Annotated in this window: 18 protein-coding genes; 12 read left to right on the forward strand and 6 right to left on the reverse strand. The window is 69.3% G+C overall.

Features of this window, described 5'->3' with window-relative positions:
- Positions 1 to 2 precede the first annotated feature (2 nt).
- The 7 genes from bioA to adhP all read left to right on the forward strand — a co-directional run bounded on the left by bioA (position 3) and on the right by adhP (position 8260).
- Complete coding sequence (gene bioA / locus ABGI63_RS10970; RefSeq protein WP_349742467.1) at positions 3 to 1316, forward strand: adenosylmethionine--8-amino-7-oxononanoate transaminase; 1314 nt, start codon at positions 3 to 5, stop codon at positions 1314 to 1316.
- The gene (gene bioF / locus ABGI63_RS10975) at positions 1306 to 2517 is read left to right on the forward strand and encodes an 8-amino-7-oxononanoate synthase (protein ID WP_349742468.1); all 1212 of its coding nucleotides are present in this window, start codon (positions 1306 to 1308) and stop codon (positions 2515 to 2517) included. The genes bioA and bioF overlap by 11 nt, the downstream gene beginning before the upstream one ends.
- Positions 2514 to 3188, forward strand: a complete 675-nt coding sequence (gene bioD, locus ABGI63_RS10980) for a dethiobiotin synthase (RefSeq protein ID WP_349742469.1) — start codon at positions 2514 to 2516, stop codon at positions 3186 to 3188. Before bioF ends, bioD begins: the two co-directional genes overlap by 4 nt.
- Positions 3185 to 4225, forward strand: coding sequence for a biotin synthase BioB (gene bioB / locus ABGI63_RS10985; protein ID WP_349742470.1), 1041 nt, complete (start codon positions 3185 to 3187; stop codon positions 4223 to 4225). The genes bioD and bioB overlap by 4 nt, the downstream gene beginning before the upstream one ends.
- Positions 4226 to 4259: 34 nt before the next feature.
- Positions 4260 to 6251 carry an acetyl/propionyl/methylcrotonyl-CoA carboxylase subunit alpha gene (locus ABGI63_RS10990; protein WP_349742471.1) on the forward strand — a complete coding sequence of 664 codons (1992 nt, stop codon included), beginning with the start codon at positions 4260 to 4262 and terminating at the stop codon, positions 6249 to 6251.
- 5 nt (positions 6252 to 6256) lie between these two features.
- On the forward strand, positions 6257 to 7165 hold the full coding sequence (locus ABGI63_RS10995; protein WP_349742472.1) for a hydroxymethylglutaryl-CoA lyase: 909 nt from the start codon (positions 6257 to 6259) through the stop codon (positions 7163 to 7165).
- 72 nt (positions 7166 to 7237) lie between these two features.
- Positions 7238 to 8260 carry an alcohol dehydrogenase AdhP gene (gene adhP / locus ABGI63_RS11000; RefSeq protein WP_349742473.1) on the forward strand — a complete coding sequence of 341 codons (1023 nt, stop codon included), beginning with the start codon at positions 7238 to 7240 and terminating at the stop codon, positions 8258 to 8260.
- A 286-nt stretch (positions 8261 to 8546) separates the two neighbouring features.
- Here adhP and ABGI63_RS11005 read toward each other — a convergent pair whose 3' ends face one another.
- Positions 8547 to 8786, reverse strand: a complete 240-nt coding sequence (locus tag ABGI63_RS11005) for a hypothetical protein (RefSeq protein ID WP_349742474.1) — start codon at positions 8784 to 8786, stop codon at positions 8547 to 8549.
- A gap of 124 nt (positions 8787 to 8910) precedes the next feature.
- Between ABGI63_RS11005 and ABGI63_RS11010 the strand changes: the two genes are divergently transcribed.
- A complete protein-coding gene (locus tag ABGI63_RS11010; protein WP_349742475.1) occupies positions 8911 to 9249 on the forward strand; it encodes a hypothetical protein in 339 nt (112 codons plus the stop codon).
- Positions 9250 to 9419: 170 nt separating this feature from the next.
- A complete protein-coding gene (locus ABGI63_RS11015; RefSeq protein WP_349742476.1) occupies positions 9420 to 10544 on the forward strand; it encodes a hypothetical protein in 1125 nt (374 codons plus the stop codon).
- Here ABGI63_RS11015 and ABGI63_RS11020 read toward each other — a convergent pair.
- The 4 genes from ABGI63_RS11020 to ABGI63_RS11035 all read right to left on the reverse strand — a co-directional run bounded on the left by ABGI63_RS11020 (position 10538) and on the right by ABGI63_RS11035 (position 14136).
- Positions 10538 to 11197, reverse strand: a complete 660-nt coding sequence (locus ABGI63_RS11020) for a dienelactone hydrolase family protein (RefSeq protein ID WP_349742477.1) — start codon at positions 11195 to 11197, stop codon at positions 10538 to 10540. The two genes, ABGI63_RS11015 and ABGI63_RS11020, sit on opposite strands and share 7 nt — an antisense overlap.
- Positions 11198 to 11211: 14 nt before the next feature.
- Positions 11212 to 12018, reverse strand: a complete 807-nt coding sequence (locus tag ABGI63_RS11025; RefSeq protein ID WP_349742478.1) for a phosphodiesterase — start codon at positions 12016 to 12018, stop codon at positions 11212 to 11214.
- 73 nt (positions 12019 to 12091) lie between these two features.
- A complete protein-coding gene (locus tag ABGI63_RS11030) occupies positions 12092 to 13462 on the reverse strand; it encodes an ATP-binding protein (protein ID WP_349742479.1) in 1371 nt (456 codons plus the stop codon).
- Positions 13459 to 14136, reverse strand: coding sequence for a response regulator transcription factor (locus ABGI63_RS11035; protein WP_137941364.1), 678 nt, complete (start codon positions 14134 to 14136; stop codon positions 13459 to 13461). Before ABGI63_RS11035 ends, ABGI63_RS11030 begins: the two co-directional genes overlap by 4 nt.
- Before the next feature lie 193 nt (positions 14137 to 14329).
- Between ABGI63_RS11035 and ABGI63_RS11040 the strand changes: the two genes are divergently transcribed.
- Entirely contained in the window at positions 14330 to 15097 is a 768-nt protein-coding gene (locus ABGI63_RS11040) for a MipA/OmpV family protein (RefSeq protein WP_349742480.1), read from the forward strand.
- Between the two features lie 28 nt (positions 15098 to 15125).
- Complete coding sequence (locus ABGI63_RS11045; RefSeq protein WP_349742481.1) at positions 15126 to 15812, forward strand: haloacid dehalogenase type II; 687 nt, start codon at positions 15126 to 15128, stop codon at positions 15810 to 15812.
- On the opposite strand, the gene ABGI63_RS11050 is transcribed toward ABGI63_RS11045, so the two are convergent.
- A complete protein-coding gene (locus tag ABGI63_RS11050) occupies positions 15813 to 17030 on the reverse strand; it encodes a 6-phosphofructokinase (protein ID WP_137941367.1) in 1218 nt (405 codons plus the stop codon). It abuts the gene before it with no gap.
- 208 nt (positions 17031 to 17238) lie between these two features.
- On the opposite strand from ABGI63_RS11050, the gene ABGI63_RS11055 reads away from it, so the two are divergent.
- Complete coding sequence (locus ABGI63_RS11055; RefSeq protein ID WP_349742482.1) at positions 17239 to 18768, forward strand: methyl-accepting chemotaxis protein; 1530 nt, start codon at positions 17239 to 17241, stop codon at positions 18766 to 18768.
- The last annotated feature ends 26 nt before the right edge of the window (positions 18769 to 18794 follow it).

Genomic DNA, 18794 nt, shown 5'->3' on the forward strand with positions numbered 1-18794 from the left:
CGATGTCTTTGGCAGTACAAGAAGACTGGCAGCGCCGCAGCCTCGGCAGCATCTGGCATCCCTGCACGCAGATGGCGCGCGCCGCCAGGCTGCCGCCGCTGCCGATGGCGCGCGGCGAGGGCGCTTGGCTGTTTGATCACCAGGGCCGGCGCTACTTCGATGCCTGCTCCTCCTGGTGGGTCAATCTCTTCGGCCACTCCGATGCAGGGCTGAGCACCGCGATCAAATCCCAGCTCGACACCTTGCCCCATGTGATGCTGGCCGGCTGCACCCACGAGCCGGCGGTGCGCCTGGCCGAGCGCCTGAGCGCGCGCACCGGCGGAGCGCTTGGCCATGTGTGCTTCGGCAGCGACGGGGCGTCGGCGGTCGAGATCGCGCTGAAGCAGAGTTTTCACAGCTGGCGCAACCGCGGCCGCACCGAGAAACGCGAGTTCGTCTGCCTGAAGAATGGCTATCACGGCGAGACCATCGGCGCGCTGGCCGTCACCGATGTGGCGATCTTCCGCGACGCCTATGACCCGCTGCTGATGCGTGCCCACATCGTCGAATCGCCCGACAGCCGCCTGGGCAATGAGGCCCAGGCGCTGGCCGCGATGCGGGCGCTGCTCGAAGCGCGCCACGACCATATCGCCGCCGTCATCGTCGAGCCGCTGATCCAGGGCGCAGCCGGCATGGTGATGCACGAGCCGTCCTATCTGCGCGGCCTGCGCGCGCTGTGCAGCGAGTTCGAGGTGCACCTGATCGCCGACGAGATCGCGGTCGGCTGCGGGCGCACCGGCAGCTTCTTTGCCTGGGAGCAAGTCGCAGCGCCCTGGCCCGACTTCCTGCTGCTCTCCAAAGGCATCACCGGCGGCACGCTGCCGCTGTCCCTGGTGCTGACGACGGACGAGGTCTACCAGGCTTTCTGGAGCGAGGACGTCTCGCGCGGCTTTCTGCACTCGCATTCCTATACCGGCAATGCGCTGGCCTGCGCGGCGGCCAATGCGGTGCTGGACCGTTTCGATGCCGGCCAGCTGGAACGCAACCGCGAGCAGGCGGCGCTGCTGGCCAAGGCTTTCTTCTCCCCGCTGGCCGGCGATGCCCGCATCGCCAACCTGCGCCAGCGCGGCATGGTGCTGGCCTTCGATGTGCTCGATGCCGGTGCCGGTTTCGCCGAACGTTTCCACTTGGCCGCGCGCGCCCATGAGCTGCTGATACGCCCGATCGGCCACACCGTCTACCTGATGCCGCCCTATCTGATCGACGCGCCCACCGCGCAGTTTCTTGTCGAGGCCGTGCAGGCCACCTTGAATGAGGTGCTCAGCCATGCTTCTTGAGCATCTGCAGACCAAGCTGGCCGCGATCGCCGCGCAAGACCTGACCCGCTTCCTGCGCGCCGCGCAAAGCCCCACCGCCGCGAAACAGCTGGTGCGCGGCGCCGACGGCCTCACGCGCGAGCTGCTGATGTTCTGCAGCAATGACTATCTGGGCCTGGCGGCCGAGCCCCGGCTGGCGGCGGCGCTGGCCGAGGGCGCGCAGATCTATGGCGGCGGCTCCGGCGCCTCGCATCTGATCAGCGGCCATTCGATCGCGCACGAGCAGCTCGAAGAGCGGCTGGCTGGCTGGTTCGAGCCGCATATCCCGCAGGCCCAGGTGCTGGGCTTCTGCACCGGCTATATGGCCAATCTGGCGGTGATCACCGCGCTCGGTGATGCGGACGCCGAGATCTTCTCGGATGCGCTGAACCATGCCTCCTTGATCGATGGCTGCCGCCTCGCCAAGGCCCAGGCCCGACGCTATGCCCACGTCGATCTGGCCGAGCTGCGCGCGCAACTGCAGGCCAGCACGGCCAAGCTCAAGCTGATCGTCAGCGATGCGGTGTTCAGCATGGACGGCGATATCGCGCCGCTGCCGGATCTGCTGGCCCTGGCCGAGGAATTCGATGCCTGGCTGATCGTCGACGATGCCCATGGTTTCGGCGTGCTCGGCGAGCGGGGGCGCGGCGCGCTGGAACATTTCCAGCTGCGCAGCGAGCGGCTGATCGTGGTCGGCACCCTGGGCAAGGCCGCTGGCCTGGCCGGCGCCTTCGTCGCGGCTCACGAGACGGTGATCCAGTACCTGCTGCAGGCCGCGCGCAGCTATATCTTCACGACCGCCTCGCCGCCGGCCATCGCCCATGCGCTGCAGGCCAGCCTGGACCTGATCGAGGGCGAGACCGGCGCGCAGCGCCGCGCTGCGCTGATCGATCTGCAGGCGCGACTGCGCAGCGGCGTGGCCCGTTTGCTGGCGAGCCATCCGCGCCTGAACTGGCGCCTGGCCGCCTCCGACACCCCCGTGCAGCCGCTGATCATCGGCGGCAATGCCGAGGTGATGCGGCTGGCGGCGGCGCTGGAGGCCCAGGGCCTGCGCGTGCCCGGCATCCGTCCGCCGACCGTGCCCAAAGGCGAGGCGCGGCTGCGCATCACCTTGTGCGCCACGCACACGGCGGCCGATGTCGACCGCCTGCTGGCCGCGCTGGAGGCGGAGGCGATCCAATGAAGGGCTTCTTCATCACCGGCACCGACACCGAGATCGGCAAGACTGCGATCACGGCCGGCCTGACCCATGCCTGGCAGCAGGCCGGCCGGCGCGTCGCGCCGGTCAAGTCGCTGGCCGCCGGCCAGAGCCAGGACGCGGACGGGCGCTGGGTCAACGAGGACGTCAGCCAGCTGCACGCCGCCCAGACCCTGGGCCTGAGTCTTGACGAGGTCGGCCCGCTGCAGCTTCGCGCCGCCTGTGCCCCGCATATCGCCGCGCGGCTGGAGGGCCGCAGCATCGAGCGGGGTGCCCTGCTGGCCGCGATTCGCAGCAGCGCCGCCAAGGCCGATCTGGTTCTGGTAGAGGGTGTCGGCGGCTTTCGCGTACCGCTCACCGAGGCCTGGGACACCGCCGACCTCGCGGTGGACCTGGCCCTGCCCGTGGTCCTGGTCGTCGGCCTGCGGCTGGGCTGCATCAACCATGCCTTGTTGACGGCCGAAGCCATACGCGCTCGCGGCCTCGTGCTGGCCGGCTGGGTGGCCAACACGGTGGACCCGGCTTTTGGCCATGTGGCCGACAATCTCGCGACGCTGCAGCAGGGTCTGCAAGCGCCTTGCTGGGGCCATGTGCCCCGGCTTCCCGATCCGACTCCCGCGGCCGTGGCCGCGCACCTCAAAGAACTTCCCCTATGAACCAGATCCAGACCCTGACGCCGACCTCGGACGCCGACCGCCGCAACGCCAAGCCCTGGACCGTCAACGAAGTCGCGGCCCTGTTCGAGCTGCCCTTCAACGACCTGCTGTTCCGCGCCCAGACCGTGCACCGCGAGCACTTCGATGCCAACGCCGTGCAGCTCTCCACGCTGCTGTCGATCAAGACCGGCGGCTGCGAGGAGGACTGCAAATACTGCCCGCAGTCGGCCCATTTCGACACCGGCCTGAAGGCCGAGAAGCTGCTGCCGCTCGATGAAGTGCTGGAAGCGGCCCGCGCCGCCAAGGCCAATGGCGCGACGCGCTTCTGCATGGGCGCGGCCTGGCGCGCGCCCAAGGAGCGCCATCTGGAGCAGATCGGCGAGATGGTGCGCGAGGTCAAGGCCATGGGCCTGGAGACCTGTTTGACCGCCGGCATGCTGGCCGACGGCCAGGCCGAGCAGCTGCGCGAGGCCGGCCTGGACTATTACAACCACAACCTCGACACCGCCCCCGAGTTCTACGGCCAGATCATCACGACCCGCACCTACCAGGACCGGCTCGACACGCTGGACCGCGTGCGCGGTGTCGGCCTGAAGGTCTGCTCCGGCGGCATCGTCGGCATGGGCGAGACCCGCCGCCAGCGCGCCGGCCTGATCGTGCAGCTGGCCAATCTGGACCCCTATCCCGAGTCGGTGCCGATCAACAACCTGGTCCAGGTCGAAGGCACGCCGCTGGCCGGCACCGCCGCGCTCGACCCCTTCGAGTTCGTGCGGACGATCGCGGTGGCCCGCCTCACGATGCCGCGCGCGATGGTGCGGCTGTCGGCCGGCCGCGAGGAGATGCCCGAGAGCCTGCAGGCCATGTGCTTCCTGGCCGGCGCCAACTCGATGTTCTATGGCGACAAGCTGCTGACGACCAGCAATCCGCAGGCGGAGAAGGACAGGGCGCTGCTGGATCGCCTGGGCATGCGCTGCGCGACCGAGGCGGGCCTCGCAGCCGAGCCCGCGGAACCGGCGGCTTGCGGCCATTGCCACTGAACCCAATCAAATCAAGACTTTCCGGAGACCTGCCATGTTCAAGAAAATCCTGATCGCGAATCGCGGCGAAATCGCCTGCCGTGTCGCGGCCACCGCTCGGCGCTTGGGGCTAAAGACCGTGGCGGTGTACTCCGAGGCCGACGCCCGCGCCAAGCATGTCCAGGCTTGCGACGAGGCCGTGCTGATCGGCGGCCCGGCGCCGCGCGACTCCTATCTGCAATGGCAGCGCATCCTCGACGCCGCCAAGGCCACCGGCGCCGAAGCGGTCCACCCGGGCTATGGCTTCCTCAGCGAGAACGAAGAGTTCGCGACCGCCTGCAAGAATGCCGGCCTGGTCTTCATCGGCCCGCCGGCTTCGGCCATCCAGGCCATGGGCCTGAAGGCCGAATCGAAGCGGCTGATGGAGGCGGCCGGCGTGCCGCTGGTGCCGGGCTATCACGGGGCCGACCAGGACCCCGCGCTGCTCAAGCGCGAGGCCGAGCGCATCGGTTTTCCGGTGCTGATCAAGGCCAGCGCCGGCGGCGGTGGCAAGGGCATGCGGGCGGTGCTGAAGGCGGAAGAATTCGATGCGGCCCTGGCCTCCTGCAAGCGCGAGGCGATCAACAGCTTCGGCGACGATGCGGTGCTGATCGAGCGCTATGTGCAAAAGCCCCGCCATATCGAGATCCAGGTTTTCGGCGACACCCAGGGCGACTGCGTCTATCTGTTCGAGCGCGACTGCTCGGTGCAGCGCCGCCACCAGAAGGTGCTGGAAGAAGCGCCCGCGCCCGGCATGACGGCCGAGCGCCGCGCCGAGATGGGTAATGCCGCCGTGGCGGCGGCGAAAGCGGTGGGCTATGTCGGCGCCGGCACGGTGGAGTTCATCTGCGAGCAGGACGGCCGCTTCTACTTCATGGAGATGAACACCCGGCTGCAGGTCGAGCATCCGGTGACCGAAGCGATCACCGGCCAGGACCTGGTCGAGTGGCAGCTGCGCGTGGCCTCGGGTGAGCCGCTGCCTTTGAAGCAGGACGAGCTGCGCATGACGGGTCATGCGATCGAGGCCCGCATCTGCGCCGAAAACCCCGAGGCCGGTTTCCTGCCGGCCACCGGCAGCTTGAGCGTCGCGCGCTGGCCGGCGCACGTCAGCTTCCAGCGTGGCGATGTGCGGATCGACTCGGGCGTTGGCGAGGGCGATGCGATCAGCCCCTTCTACGACTCGATGGTGGCCAAGCTGATCGTCTGGGGCGAGGACCGCGCCCAGGCGCTGGCCCGCCTCGATGCGGCGCTGCGCGACACGCATATCGTCGGCCTGCAGACCAATGTGGCCTTTCTGCGCCGCTGCGCCGCGACGGACTCGTTCGCCCAGGCGGACCTGGACACCGGCCTGATCGAGCGCGAGCGCGCCGCGCTGTTCGAGCAAGCGGGCCTGCCGCTGACCATCGCTGCGGCGGCCGTCGTCGCCCATACCTTGGCCCATGAGGCCAGCCTGCAGACCAGCGACCCCTGGAGCCGCCGCGATGGCTGGCGCATGTATGGCGCCTCGGCGCGCCGCTTCGATCTGGAGACCGGCGGTGCCCATCACGAGGTGCTGCTGTCGCGCCATCACCATGGCGGCATGCAGCTGACCGTGGAAGGTCAGGCGCAGGCTTTTGCCGTCAACTCCGCCAGCCTGGAAAGCCACGAACTGCTGCTCGGCGAAGGCTTGGACCAGCAGCGCGTGATGGTCAAGACCTATGCGCTGGGCGAGCAGGTGGCGGTGTTCGCGCCACAGGGCTCGGCGCTGCTGACCGAGATCGACCCGATTGCCCACGCCGGCGAAGGGGCCGCCGAGGCCGGCCGGCTGACGGCGCCGATGCCGGGCAAGATGGTGTCCTTCCTGGCCCAGCCCGGCGACACCGTCACCAAGGGCCAGGCGCTGGCGGTGATGGAGGCGATGAAGATGGAACACACGATCAATGCGCCGCGTGATGGCGTGGTGGCCGAGCTGCTGTTCGCGGTCGGTGACCAGGTCGGTGATGGTGCCGAACTCTTGCGACTGGAGTAATCACAATGATCCTGCCCAATCGAGTCACCCTCGTCGATGTCGGCCCGCGCGACGGACTGCAGAACGAAAAGCAGCCGGTGTCCACCGAGCACAAGGCCGCGCTCGTGCACATGCTGCAGGACGCCGGCCTGAAGGAGATCGAGGTCACCAGCTTCGTCTCGCCGAAATGGGTGCCTCAGATGGCCGACAACGCCGAGGTGATGGCGGCGATCACGCGCAAGCCCGGCGTGCGCTACTCGGTGCTGACGCCGAATATGAAGGGCCTGGAGGCCGCGCTGCCGACGCAGCCCGACGAGATCGTCGTTTTCGCCGCCGCCAGCGAGGCCTTCAGCCAGAAGAACATCAACTGCAGCATCGCCGAGAGCATAGCCCGCTTCGCGCCGGTGGTGGCCGCCGCGCACGAGGCCGGTATCAAGGTGCGCGGTGCGCTGTCCTGCGCGCTGGGCTGCCCTTACGAGGGCGAGATCAGCGCCGACCAGGTGGAGCGCGTCGTGCTGCTGATGAAGAGCATCGGCGTCGACCATATGGGCGTGGCCGACACGATTGGCGTCGGCACGCCGCGCAAGGTGCAGGCCGCGATGGAGCGGGCGCTCAAGCACTACCCGCTGGTCGAGGTCAGCGGCCATTTCCATGACACCTATGGCCAGGCGCTGAGCAATATCTACGCTTGCCTCGAGCTGGGCGTACATACCTTCGATGCCAGCGTCGCGGGCCTCGGCGGCTGCCCCTATGCCAAGGGCGCGACCGGCAATGTCGCGACCGAGGATGTGCTCTTCATGCTCAATGGCCTGGGCATAGAGACCGGCATCGATATCGACAAGCTGGTCGATGCCAGCGCCTACATCTCCAGCGCGCTGGGCCGCCCGCCGGTGGCCCGCGTCGCTCGGGCCTTGCTGGCCAAGCGGGCGGGCTGATCCAGATCAAGACGGCCGGCGCCACGGCCAGGGACACTGAGCAGCAGGATCCTCTTGCTCAGGAGTGTTGCCATGACGGAGAAGATGAAGGCTGCGGTGGTCCGTGAGTTCGGCCGTCCGCTGGAAGTCGACGAGGTGGATGTGCCCGAGGTGCCGCCGGGTCAGGTGCTGGTCAAGGTGGTGGCCAGCGGCGTCTGCCACACCGATCTGCACGCGGCCGAGGGCGACTGGCCGGTCCGGCCCAGTCTGCCCTTCATCCCGGGTCATGAGGGTGCGGGCTATGTGGCGCGGGTCGGGGCCGGCGTCAAGTTCCTAAAGGAGGGCGACCGAGTCGGCGTGCCCTGGCTGCACACGACTTGTGGCCATTGCGAGCATTGCCTGGGCGGCTGGGAAACCTTGTGCGACGGCCAGCAGATGACCGGCTACACGGTCAACGGCGGTTTTGCCGAGTACGTGCTGGCCGACCCCGGCTATGTGGGCCATCTGCCGGCAGGGCTGGACTTCGCGCCGGCCGCGCCGGTGCTGTGCGCCGGCGTCACGGTCTACAAGGGCCTGAAGATGCTGGACTGCAAGCCCGGCGACTGGGTGGCGATCTCGGGCATCGGCGGCCTGGGCCATATGGCGGTGCAGTACGCGAAAGCGATGGGCTTTCATGTCGTCGCCGTCGATGTGGCCGAGGACAAGCTGCAGCTGGCCCGCGAGCTCGGTGCCGAGCTGTGCCTCAACGCGGCCACGGGCGACCCGGTGGCCGAGGTGCAGAAGCAGCTGCGCGGCGCCCATGGCGTGCTGGTCACTGCGGTGTCGCGCAGCGCCTTCGCCCAGGGGCTCGCGATGCTGCACAAGCGCGGCACCATGTCCCTGGTGGGCCTGCCGCCGGGCAGCTTCGAGCTGCCCATCTTCGATATGGTGCTCAATGCCAAGACCGTGCGCGGCTCCATCGTCGGCACCCGGCTGGACCTGCAGGAGGCGCTGCAGTTTGCCGGAGAGGGCAAGGTCAGCGCGCACTACTCGAGCGACAAGATCGAGAACATCAACCACATTTTCGCCGCGATGAAGCAGGGCCGCATCGACGGCCGGGTGGTGCTGGAGATCTGAGCGGCGCCTGCGCCGGCCAGGGCTGTGCGTTGCGCGCACGCCGGCAACTCTGCTTAAGACCGCCTTCATCATTCGCCCCCGAGAATCGGCGCCACGCCAGCCGGCCCATCCGGCTGCGGCTCAGTCCCGGCACAGACCGGACGCGGCCGACAGGACGCCGAACAGAACATCAGGGGGAGATGCTTCGATGAAGTACAACAAGGCTCTTAGCCCTTGCGGCGGGGCAGGACCGAGCGCGCTCGCTGCGGCGCTTTTGCTGGCCGCCTGCGGTGGTGGCGGCAACGACCTACCGCCGCCCCCGCCACCCGTCACCGAGCCCGTGGGCATCGACAAGGCCTTGCTGCGCCAGCAGGTCGAGGTCTTCGTGGCCGAGCAGAAGGCCAGGATAGCGGCGATCGATTGCCGCCAGAGCCAGGCCGGTCCCTGCGAGCCGTTCAAGGACATCCGCTTTTCCCAGGGTCAGGCCTTGCCCGCCAAGCTGCGCGCCGACCAGACCATCCTGCTGATCGATGATGGCATCGGCCATGCCGCCACGCTGCGCTACCGCTCGCGTATGCTGGGCTACTACCGGGTCAACGAAAACACCGGCCTGGTGGAGCCCCATGACCCGCTGATTGCGAGCACGCCGCGCTGGGGCGCCGAGCTGCTGCGTGCCATCGACGGCTTTCAATACCGCGACGCCGCCGCTGGTCACCGATTCGGTCTACGGCCTGGACCTCGGCCCTGTTCCCCACGCCACCACCTCCTGGTCGGCGCCGCAGGTCCTGAACCGCCTGATCCACCTGAAGCAGCAACTGGCGCCGACCATGGCGCCCGAGGTGCCGTTGGACGCGGCCTTGATCCAACGCATGAAGGACGCGCCGACGCCGATGGGCTGCAGCTGGGCGCCGGAGGACGGCGGCCGTTGCAAGCTGCAGGACCCCGCCTGGCACCGCCAGCAGGAGCTGTTCCGCCAGGGCTGGCTGCCGGCGAACTGGCGCTGGGAGTAGGGGGCAAACGGCGACTGGGGTCAGGTCTTGCGTCCAGACAGGACCAGGACTCCGGGCCGGGTATTTTGTAAGCGTCGGTAATCGCGGTCGCCCCTCTCACGCCCGCCCGCGTTGCCCGAGCACTCAGGTCGACTGAGTGACAAGCAAGAACATCAGGGAGAACTCGATCCATGAAGAACAGAAAACACACATCAGGCAGAGCCGCGCGCGCGGGGGCCTGGCCGATAGCGGCGCTGACGCTTTTGCTGACCGCCTGTGGCGGCGGTGGCGGGGGAGGAGACACCCCAACTCCAACTCCAACTCCAACTCCGACTCCGACTCCGACTCCGACACCCACACCCACACCCACACCCACACCCACGCCCACGCCCACGCCCACGCCCACGCCCACGCCAACGCCAACGCCAACGCCAACGCCAACGCCGGCCCTGGCCGTCCACTCCCCCTATATCGCCAAGCCCAATGGCTATGACATCGAGTGGCGTCTGCAGGAGGCGGACGCCGCCAAGGCCAGGTCCATGGACGACAAGGCCTACGCGGCGGCTCCGGCCGGCAATGCCCATGGCTGGACCCATCAGGCCAAGCTGCTGGGCTCGGGGCTGTACCGCATCGAGATCAGCCAGGGCCACTTCTATCGCTTTTCCAGCCGCAATGAATGGGCGGGCAATCTGACGGTCTATGACGCGGCGGGCTACCAGCTCTATGCCGGTCTGGGCGAGCTGGACCGGGTGCATCCGCTTGACGATCCGCTGGCCTACGAGCTGCTCGCCTTGCGCGACGGTGCGGTGTTCGTGAAGGTGGAGGCCAGCGGCGGTGCGGTGTCAACCCTGGTGGACCTGCTGATCGAAACCACCGGCGCCAGTGTCGGCGGTGACGCATCGCGGCAGATCGATCTGGCCACGATGGGCCAGGGGGCCGGCGCGGCGCAAGCCCATGCGGCTTTCTTCGGTGGTGCCGGTGCCGACCGCATCGTTGGCAAGCCAGGCGCAGCCAACACCATCTTCGGTGGCACTGGCGACGATGTGGTCGAGCTCAAGACCGCGGCCAAGACGCTCTCGCGCGTCGACGGCGGGCTGGCGCGCGACACCCTGATCGTCGGCTTCCCCAGCAGCGCCGCCCAGCTCGGCCGCCTCAATGCCTACGGCCCCTACCGCCATCTGGCGCCGAACGGCAGCCTGCCCGATGCCCATGCACTGAGCGGCAGCCCCGACGGTGCCGTCATCATCGTGCGCAGCATCGAGCGGGTGCAGTTCAGCGACAAGACGCTGGAGTTCAAGGACCTGCCGGGTTACTGAGTCAAGGTCCGCCTCAGGAAATCCAGCGTGCGCTGCCAGGCCAGCTGCGTGCTGGCCGCATCAAACACCTCGGGCCGCTGGTCGTTGAAGAAGGCATGGTCGGCCGGGTAGCGGTGGATCTCGGCCGGCACCTGCAGCGCGGCGACCAGGCCGTCCACCGTGGCCGGCGTGCACCAGTCGTCGCGGTCGGCGAAATGGCCTTGCAGCGGGATGGCGATCCTGGCCGGGTCGGCGAACCCAGCCGGTGGGATGCCGTAGAAGCAAGACGCGGCGGCCAGGCCCGGCAGATGCACGGCGGCTGCGATGGTCAGCGCACCGCCCATGCAGAAGCCCAGCACGCCGACCTTGGGGCAGCGCGCCCGCAAATAGCCGAGCGCGCCGGCCAGGTCCTGGTGGGTGGCGTCGCCGAAGTCCAGCCCCGTCATCAGGTGATTGGCTTCGTCGGCGCTGCCGGCAATGCGGCCACGATACAGGTCGGGCGCCAGCGTCGTGAACCCGGCGGCGGCAAAGCGCTCGGCCAGCTCACGGATATGCGGGTTCAGCCCCCACCATTCCTGGATCAGTATCAGCCCGGGCCGGCCCGCGCCGGCTTCGGCCAGCCAGGCACTGCTCGTGCCGCCGTCGGGGCGCTGGAAATCGATCATCTGTGCCATGTGTTTCTCCTTGTTCAGAACGCTTGGGGTTCGCCATAGCGGCCGCTGGCCACCAGGTGAGTCAAGACCTGACCCTCGCGCAGCAGATGCAGCGCGTAGCCGGGCGGCTCCAGGCAGAACAGCGCGGGCGCCTCGGGAGCCAGGTCCAGGTGGATCTGGTGGGCGGTGGACGGCACGGTCATCGCCAGCGTGCCGCCGAAGCGGCACTGTATCGGCCGGTGCAGATGGCCGCACAGCAGCCGCTCGACCTGGGGATGGCGGCGCAGCAGCGCCTCCAACTCGGGCCCGCCCTTGAGCAGGCCCAGCGCATCCATCTGGGCGATGCCGGTCGCGAAGGGCGGATGGTGCATGGCAACCACCGTCGGCCGCTGCGGGGCTTCGCTCAGGCGGCATTCCAGCCAGGCCAGGCGCTCCTCGCAGAGCTCGCCATGCGGCGCGTCCGGTACCACGGTGTCCAGCACGATCAGGCGCAGACCGCCGATGTCGACCGCGTACTGGAGAAATGCCGGCAACTCGCCGGACGGGCAACACTCGGGCAGGGCTTGTCGCAAGGCGACACGCTCGTCGTGATTGCCGGCCATCAGGTAGATCGGGCAGGACAGCGGCGCCAGCAGCTGGCGCAGATGCGCATAGGTCTCGGCCGAGCCATGGTCGACCAGATCGCCGCTGATCAGCAGGGCGTCGGGTCGGTAAGCGGCGGCCAGCACGCTGGCCACGGCTTGCTGGAGCAAGGAGGCCGTATCGACTCGGCCCAGCAGCAGCCGGCCCGGCTCGGTGATATGCGTGTCGGAGAAGTGCAGCAGCAGGGTCGGTGTGCTCATCGTCTCGCAGTAGACCGCAGCCGACGGGCGCTGGGAAGTGCCGTGCGAGCCGAAATCCTTTCGCCGGGCTCGCTCAGCCGGCCGGGTAGCTGATCCTCAGCCCCAGCCCGCGCCCGTCCAGCCCGTCGACAAAATCCAGCGTCGCCCCCTCGCGCTCGGCGATGCGCTTGACGATGGCCAGGCCCAGGCCGGTGCCTTGCTCGGTGCTGCCGGGCACGCGGTAGAAGCGTTCGAACACCCGCTCGCGCTGGGCCGGCTCCAGGCCGGGTCCGTTGTCGCGTACCGTCAGAGCGATGCCAGCGGCCAGCTTGTCAAGGTGCACCTCGACCCGCGCGCCGCCCGAGCTGTAGCGGATCGCGTTGTCCACCAGGTTGTCGACCACCGAGCAGAAGCCGCTGCGCTCCAGCAGCGCCTCGTGATGATCGGGTGCCAGCAGCTCCAGCTGGGTGCCGCGCTGGCGCGCCAGCGGGGCCAGCAGCGCGATGCGCTCGCGCAGCAGCGCGGCCGCGTCCAGGCGCTCGGGCTTGAGCGTCTGCACCGTGGTCTCGGCGCGCGCCAGGGTCAGCAGCTGGGCCAGCAGATGCGAGACCCGCGCGATGCCGGCGCGCAGCGCGCCGGCCGCCTCGGCGCGGGCCTGCGGCTCCTGTTCGCTGAGCAGCAGATGGGCTTGCGCGTTGGCGGCGGCCAGCGGCGTGCGCAGCTCGTGCGCCGCATCGGCCAGAAAGCGCCGCTCCGCCTCCAGGCGCTGGCCTTCGCGCAGCAGCAGGCCGTTGAGCGCGCTGACCAGCGGTGCGGTCTCGGTGTAGAGCTTGTCCACCTGCACCGGTGCCAGATCGCCGGCGCCGCGCTTCGCGATGCGCTGGGCCAGCAGGGCCAGCGGCCGCAGGCCGGCGCGCACGCTGAACCAGATCACCAGACCGTGCCAGAGGAAGACGCCCAGCTGGGACTGCAGGACCAGCCAGAGCACCGGCAGCACCGCGCCGAGGTCGGCCTCACGGGGCTCGGCGATCAGCAGCACGCGCCCCTGGCCCGGGTCCGCGCGCTGCACCAGCCAGCGCGCGGCTTCGCCCGCCGCAGGCTCCGCGTCCAGGCGGGTGGCCGGGGCGTTGGCGCTGCGATAGAGCAGCCGGCCCTGAGCGTCCCAGACCTGGTAGGCCGGATGCAGGCCCGCGCCCACGTCATCGCCCAGACCCAGCAGGGCCAGCACCGCATCGTCGGTGGCCTTCAGGCGCTGCGCCAGCTCGGCCTCGGGGCTGGCCGCGGCGGACACGAGCACCGTGGCCATCTGCTGCAGCCGCGCCTCCACCTCGGTCTCGCCCCAGGCCACGCCGCGCCAGGTCAGCAGCCCCGCCAGCACCAGCCAGGCCACGAAGAGGGCAAACGCCTGCCAGGCGATCAGGCGACCGCTCAGCGAGGCCGGCGCCCAGCGTGCCGCCGGGTTCACGAGGAGGCGGCGCAGGCCGGCGCCTCCAGCACATAGCCGACGCCGCGCACCGTGGCGATCCAGTCATTGCCCAGCTTCTTGCGCAGCTTGTAGACATGGACATCGATGGCATTGCTGTCCAGCAGCTCGCCGCCGCCGAGGCCGCGCTCGATCTGCTCGCGCGTCAGCACCCGGCCGGGCTCGGCCGCCAGGGTCAGCAGGATGTCGTACTCGCGCGCCGACAGGGCCACCTCGACCTCGGCCAGCAGCACGCGCCGGCGCGCGGTGTCTATCACCAGCTCGCCGAGCTGCCAGGTGTTGCTGGACTGGCCGCTGTGGCGGCGCAGCAGCGCACGCACCCGCGACAGCAGTTCCTCCATCGCGAAGGGCTTGCCCAGATAGTCGTCGGCGCCGGCATCCAGACCCTCGACCCGCTCTTCGACGCTGTCGCGCGCGGTGATCAGCATCACCGGCGTGGCCCGGCCCAGCGCGCGCCACCAGGCCAGCAGCGCCAGCCCGCTCTCGTCGGGCAGGCCGATGTCCAGCAGCAGCAGATCGAAGGGCAGCTCGGCGAGAAAGCGCCGCGCGTCGCCGGCGCTGCGCAGCCACACGACCCGGTGGCCGGCCATGCTCAGCACGCGTTGCAGCGAATGCCCCAGAGGCAGGTCGTCCTCGATCAGAAGAATGCTGGACATGGTGGGTCTGCCCCCTCCTTGGTGGGCCGTGCCGGCAACGGCAGCGGATTCTAGAAGCGCCGCCGGCACAGCGCCGTGGCGGCGCCACCGCAGGCTTCATCAAGGCTTCATGCGCGGCCGCGGCGCTTCATCGCCGCTTCATTGCCGGCTTTGCACACTGGCCGGTGTCATCAACTGCGAGACCGAAACCCTCATGAGAGTTAGCCTTGTTCTGCCCCTGGTCCTGCTGGCCGCCTGCGGCCCGGCCACCGCCGCCGACAGCGACTGGCGCTTGCGCGGCGGCGTCGCTGCGCTGGCCCAGCCCAAATATGTCGGCGCCGACAAGCAGCGCCTGCTGGCCGCGCCGCTGATCGAGGCGCGCTGGCGCAAGCAGGTCTTCCTCGGCAGCCTGCGCGGCCTCGGCTACGAGGCGGAGCTGGGCGAGGGCGCCAGTGTCAGCGCCGCACTGGCCGTCGACACCCATCAGCGCCGCCGCAAGGACGGCCTGCGCGTGCAGGCGCTCGACGAGATCAAGCTGGCGCCGGCGCTGCGCCTGGGTGCCGAGCTGGCGCTGGGGCCGGTGTTCGTCAATGCGGTCAGCAGCACGCGGCTGGGCAAGGACAGCAAGCCCGGCGCGCGCGGCAGCAGCGTGGAGCTCGAAGCCGGCTACGGCCTGCTGCCCGCTCCCGGCCTGGCGCTGGCCTTCGGCATCTCGGCCAAGCTGATGGATGCCAAGCTGGGCCAGGCCCTGCTGGGCATCAACAGCGCCCAGGCCGCTGCCTCGGGACTGCGGCCGCACCAGGTCGACGCCGGTCTGCACAGCCTGGGAGTGTTCGGCCAGGCCAGCTACCAGCTGGGCGCCGACTGGCAGCTGTTCGCCAAGCTGGGCGTCGCCAGCCTGCGCGGCGATGCGGCCGGCAGCCCGCTGGTGCTGAAGAAGAACCAGCCGAGCTTGGCCTTCGCGGCCAGCCGCAGCTTCTGAGGCCAGGCCGGGCCATGCACAATGGCCCATGCCCAAAGTCCTGCTCTTCGATGTCTTCGGCACCCTGGTCGACTGGCGCGGCTCGATCGCGACCGAGCTGCTGCCGCTGCTGGGCCGCGCGCGCGCCGAGGCCTTTGCCGAGGCCTGGCGGGCCCAGTACCAGCCGGCGATGGAGGAGGTCAGGGCCGGCCGGCTGCCCTTCTGCAAGCTCGATGTGCTGCACCGCCGCAATCTGGACCTGGTGCTGAAGGACTTCGGCCTCGACCATCTGGACGAGGCGGCGCGGCGCGAGCTGAACCTGGCCTGGCACCGGCTGGCGGCTTGGCCCGATGTCGGCGCGGCGCTGCAGCGGCTGCGCCGGCGCTTTCACCTCGCGCCCTGCTCGAACGGCAATATCTCGCTGATGGCCGATCTCGCCCGCCTGAACGGCTGGCACTGGGACGCGATCACCGGCGCCGAGCTGGCGCGCGACTACAAGCCCAAGGCCAGCGTCTACCTGACGGCCGCGCTGGCCTTCGACGCCGCGCCCGAGGACGCACTGATGGTGGCCGCCCACAGCTCGGACCTGGCCGCCGCCCGGGCCGCCGGCCTGGCCACGGCCTTCATCGCGCGGCCCGATGAGCAGGGGCCGGGGCGCGGCGAGAGCCGGGCCGTCGGGCCGGTCGACTACGAGGCGCAGAGTCTGACCGAACTGGCCGACATGCTGGGCTGCTGATCAGCCCGGGTTGAGCACCTTGGCGACGGGATTGGGCCGCAGCCGGAACGCATCGGGCATGCCCGAGCCCAGCAGCGGGCGCAGATAGAGGCGGAAGGCATCGGTGACGTCGGTGCCGCAGGCAGCGATGAACTCGTCCTCCATCACCCGGGTCTTGCCGGCCACGGCGGCCAGCGGCAGCAGCTCGTAATCGACCGAGTAGAAGCCGGTGCGCTTGATCGCGACCGAACCGTCGCGGTCGCCGTGGAAGGCGAACTGCACCGCCTTCTCGCCGACCTCGCGGGCCTCGCGCTGGTCGACGTCCGACACGCAGCCGATGAAGCTGCGCTGCAGATAGCCGAAAGTGTCACCGCGAACCCGCTTGATGCCCAGCTTGCTCTTGATCTCCTCGCACAGCAGATCGGCCAGCGCGCCAGTGCCGGAGAGCTGCACATTGCCATGGTCGTCGCGCTCCAGGTCGCGGGCCAGCTGGGCCAGCATCGGGGCGCCGGAGGCGTCGTGGATGCCTTCCGAGACCGCCACCACGCAGCGGCCATGGCGCTCGTACATCGCTTTTACGTCGGCCAGGAAGCGCTCGGTCTCGAACACCCGCTCGGGCAGGTAGATCAGGTGCGGGCCGTCGTCGGCGAACTTCTTGCCCAGCGCCGAGGCGGCGGTCAGGAAGCCGGCATGGCGACCCATCACCACGCCCAGATAGACGCCAGGCAGCGCGGCATTGTCCAGATTGGCGCCGGCAAAAGCCTGGGCCACGAAGCGCGCGGCCGAGGGAAAGCCGGGCGTGTGGTCGTTGCCGACCAGGTCGTTGTCTATGGTCTTGGGGATGTGGATGCAGCGCAGCGGATAGCCGGCGGCGGCGGCTTCCTCGGCGACGATGCGCACCGTGTCCGAGGAGTCGTTGCCGCCGATATAGAAGAAGTGGCTGATGCCGTGGGCCTGCAGCACCTTGAAGATCTTGTGGCAGTAGGCGGCGTCGGGCTTGTCGCGGGTCGAGCCCAGCGCCGACGAGGGCGTGCTCGCGACCAGCTCCAGGTTGTGGCTGGTCTCCTGGGTCAGGTCGACAAAGTCCTCGCTGACGATGCCGCGCACGCCGTGCCGCGCGCCATAGACCAGGTCCACCGCACGGCTGCGCCGCGCCTCCAGCACCACGCCCACCATCGACTGGTTGATCACCGCCGTCGGGCCGCCGCCCTGGGCGACGAGGATTTTGCAGGCTGACATCCATCACTCCCTGACTGGTTTGCCGTGGCGCCGATTGTGGCCCAAAGCCCGGCCGCGGTGCGCTCAGCGAGCGCTTTGGGCGCTCTGCGTAGCGGGGCGCCGTATGAAGGGTAACAAGGGGTTTTTTCATGCGAGCCGCAGGCCCGCAATGGTCGCCTACTGGCTGCAGGAACCCCAACGCAGAAAGCCCCTGATGAACTTAGACCAGATGAAGATATCGACCCGACTGGGTCTCGGATTTGGCGCGATGGCCGCGCTGATCCTGCTGCTGGGCCTGCTGGCCTGGGCCAAGCTGGACGCGATGGACAGCCACTTCAAGCTGGCGATGGAAGACCGCTATCCCAAGGTCAAGGCCTTCAACTCGATCAAGGCCACCAACAGCCAGGTGGCGCTGTCGCTGCGCAATCTGGCCATCATGACCGAGCCGGCCGATATCGAGGCCGAGTTCGCCCTGATCGACGCGGCCTCCAAGTCGACCGGCGCCACCATCGACGCGATGGCCAAGATCATGACGACGCCGGGCGGCAAGGCCGGCATCGCCAAGCTCAACGAGGCCCGTGCCGCCTACCGGGTCGAGCGTGAGAAGGTCACCAAGGCCTTGCGCGCCGGCGATGTCGAGACGGCCAAGGCCGTGCTGCTGAAGGACATGAAGCCCAAGCAGCAGGCCTATATGGCGGCGGCCGATGAGCTGATCACGCTGGGCAACAAGCTGATGGACCTGTCCAGCCAGCAGGCCGAGCAGGAGGCGCGCAGCGCCAAGCTGCAGATGGGGCTGCTGATCGGCGCGGCGCTGGGCCTGGCGCTGGGCCTGAGTTGGTGGCTGATCCGTTCGATCACCGGCCCGCTCAACGAGGCCGTGCAGGTGGCCAGCGGCGTGGCCGCCGGCGATCTGTCGCTGCCGATCTCGGCCGGCGGCAGCAACGAGACCGGCCGCCTGCTGAACGCGCTGCGCGAGATGCAGACCCGCTTGTCGGCCATCGTGCGCGAGGTGCGCGATGGCGCCGAGAGCGTCGCCACCGCCTCGGCCCAGATCTCCTCGGGCAACCACGATCTGTCGGCCCGCACCGAGCAGCAGGCCTCGGCACTGGAGGAGACCGCCGCGTCGATGGAGCAGCTGGGCAGCACCGTCAAGGGCAATGCCGACAATGCCCAGCAGGCCAATCAGCTGGCGCTGGCCGCCTCCCAGGTGGCGGGCCAGGGCGGCGACGCGGTCAGCCAGGTGGTGGGCACGATGCGCGAGATCAGCGACAGCTCGAAGAAGATCGCCGACATCATCGGCGTGATCGACGGCATCGCCTTCCAGACCAATATCCTGGCCTTGAATGCGGCGGTCGAGGCGGCCCGCGCCGGCGAGCAGGGCCGCGGCTTCGCGGTCGTCGCCAGCGAGGTGCGCTCGCTGGCCGGGCGTTCGGCCGAGGCGGCCAAGGAGATCAAGTCGCTGATTGGCGCCAGCGTCGAGCGGGTCGAGCTGGGCAGCAGCCAGGTGGACCGAGCCGGCAGCACCATCGAGGAGGTGGTGGCCTCGATACGCCGCGTCACCGACATCATGGGCGAGATCAGTGCTGCCAGCAGCGAGCAGAGTTCGGGCGTGGCCCAGGTCGGCGAGGCTGTCACCCAGATGGACCGCGCCACGCAGGAGAATGCCGCCCTGGTCGAGGAATCGGCCGCCGCGGCCGAGAGCCTGAAGCAGCAGGCCCAGCAGCTGGTGCAGGCGGTCGCGGTATTCCGGCTGCGCTGAGATAAGCCGAGCTAATGCCTGTGAAG

The organism is Roseateles cavernae, from assembly GCF_040187885.1.
GTDB classification, from domain to species: domain Bacteria; phylum Pseudomonadota; class Gammaproteobacteria; order Burkholderiales; family Burkholderiaceae_C; genus Roseateles_E; species Roseateles_E cavernae.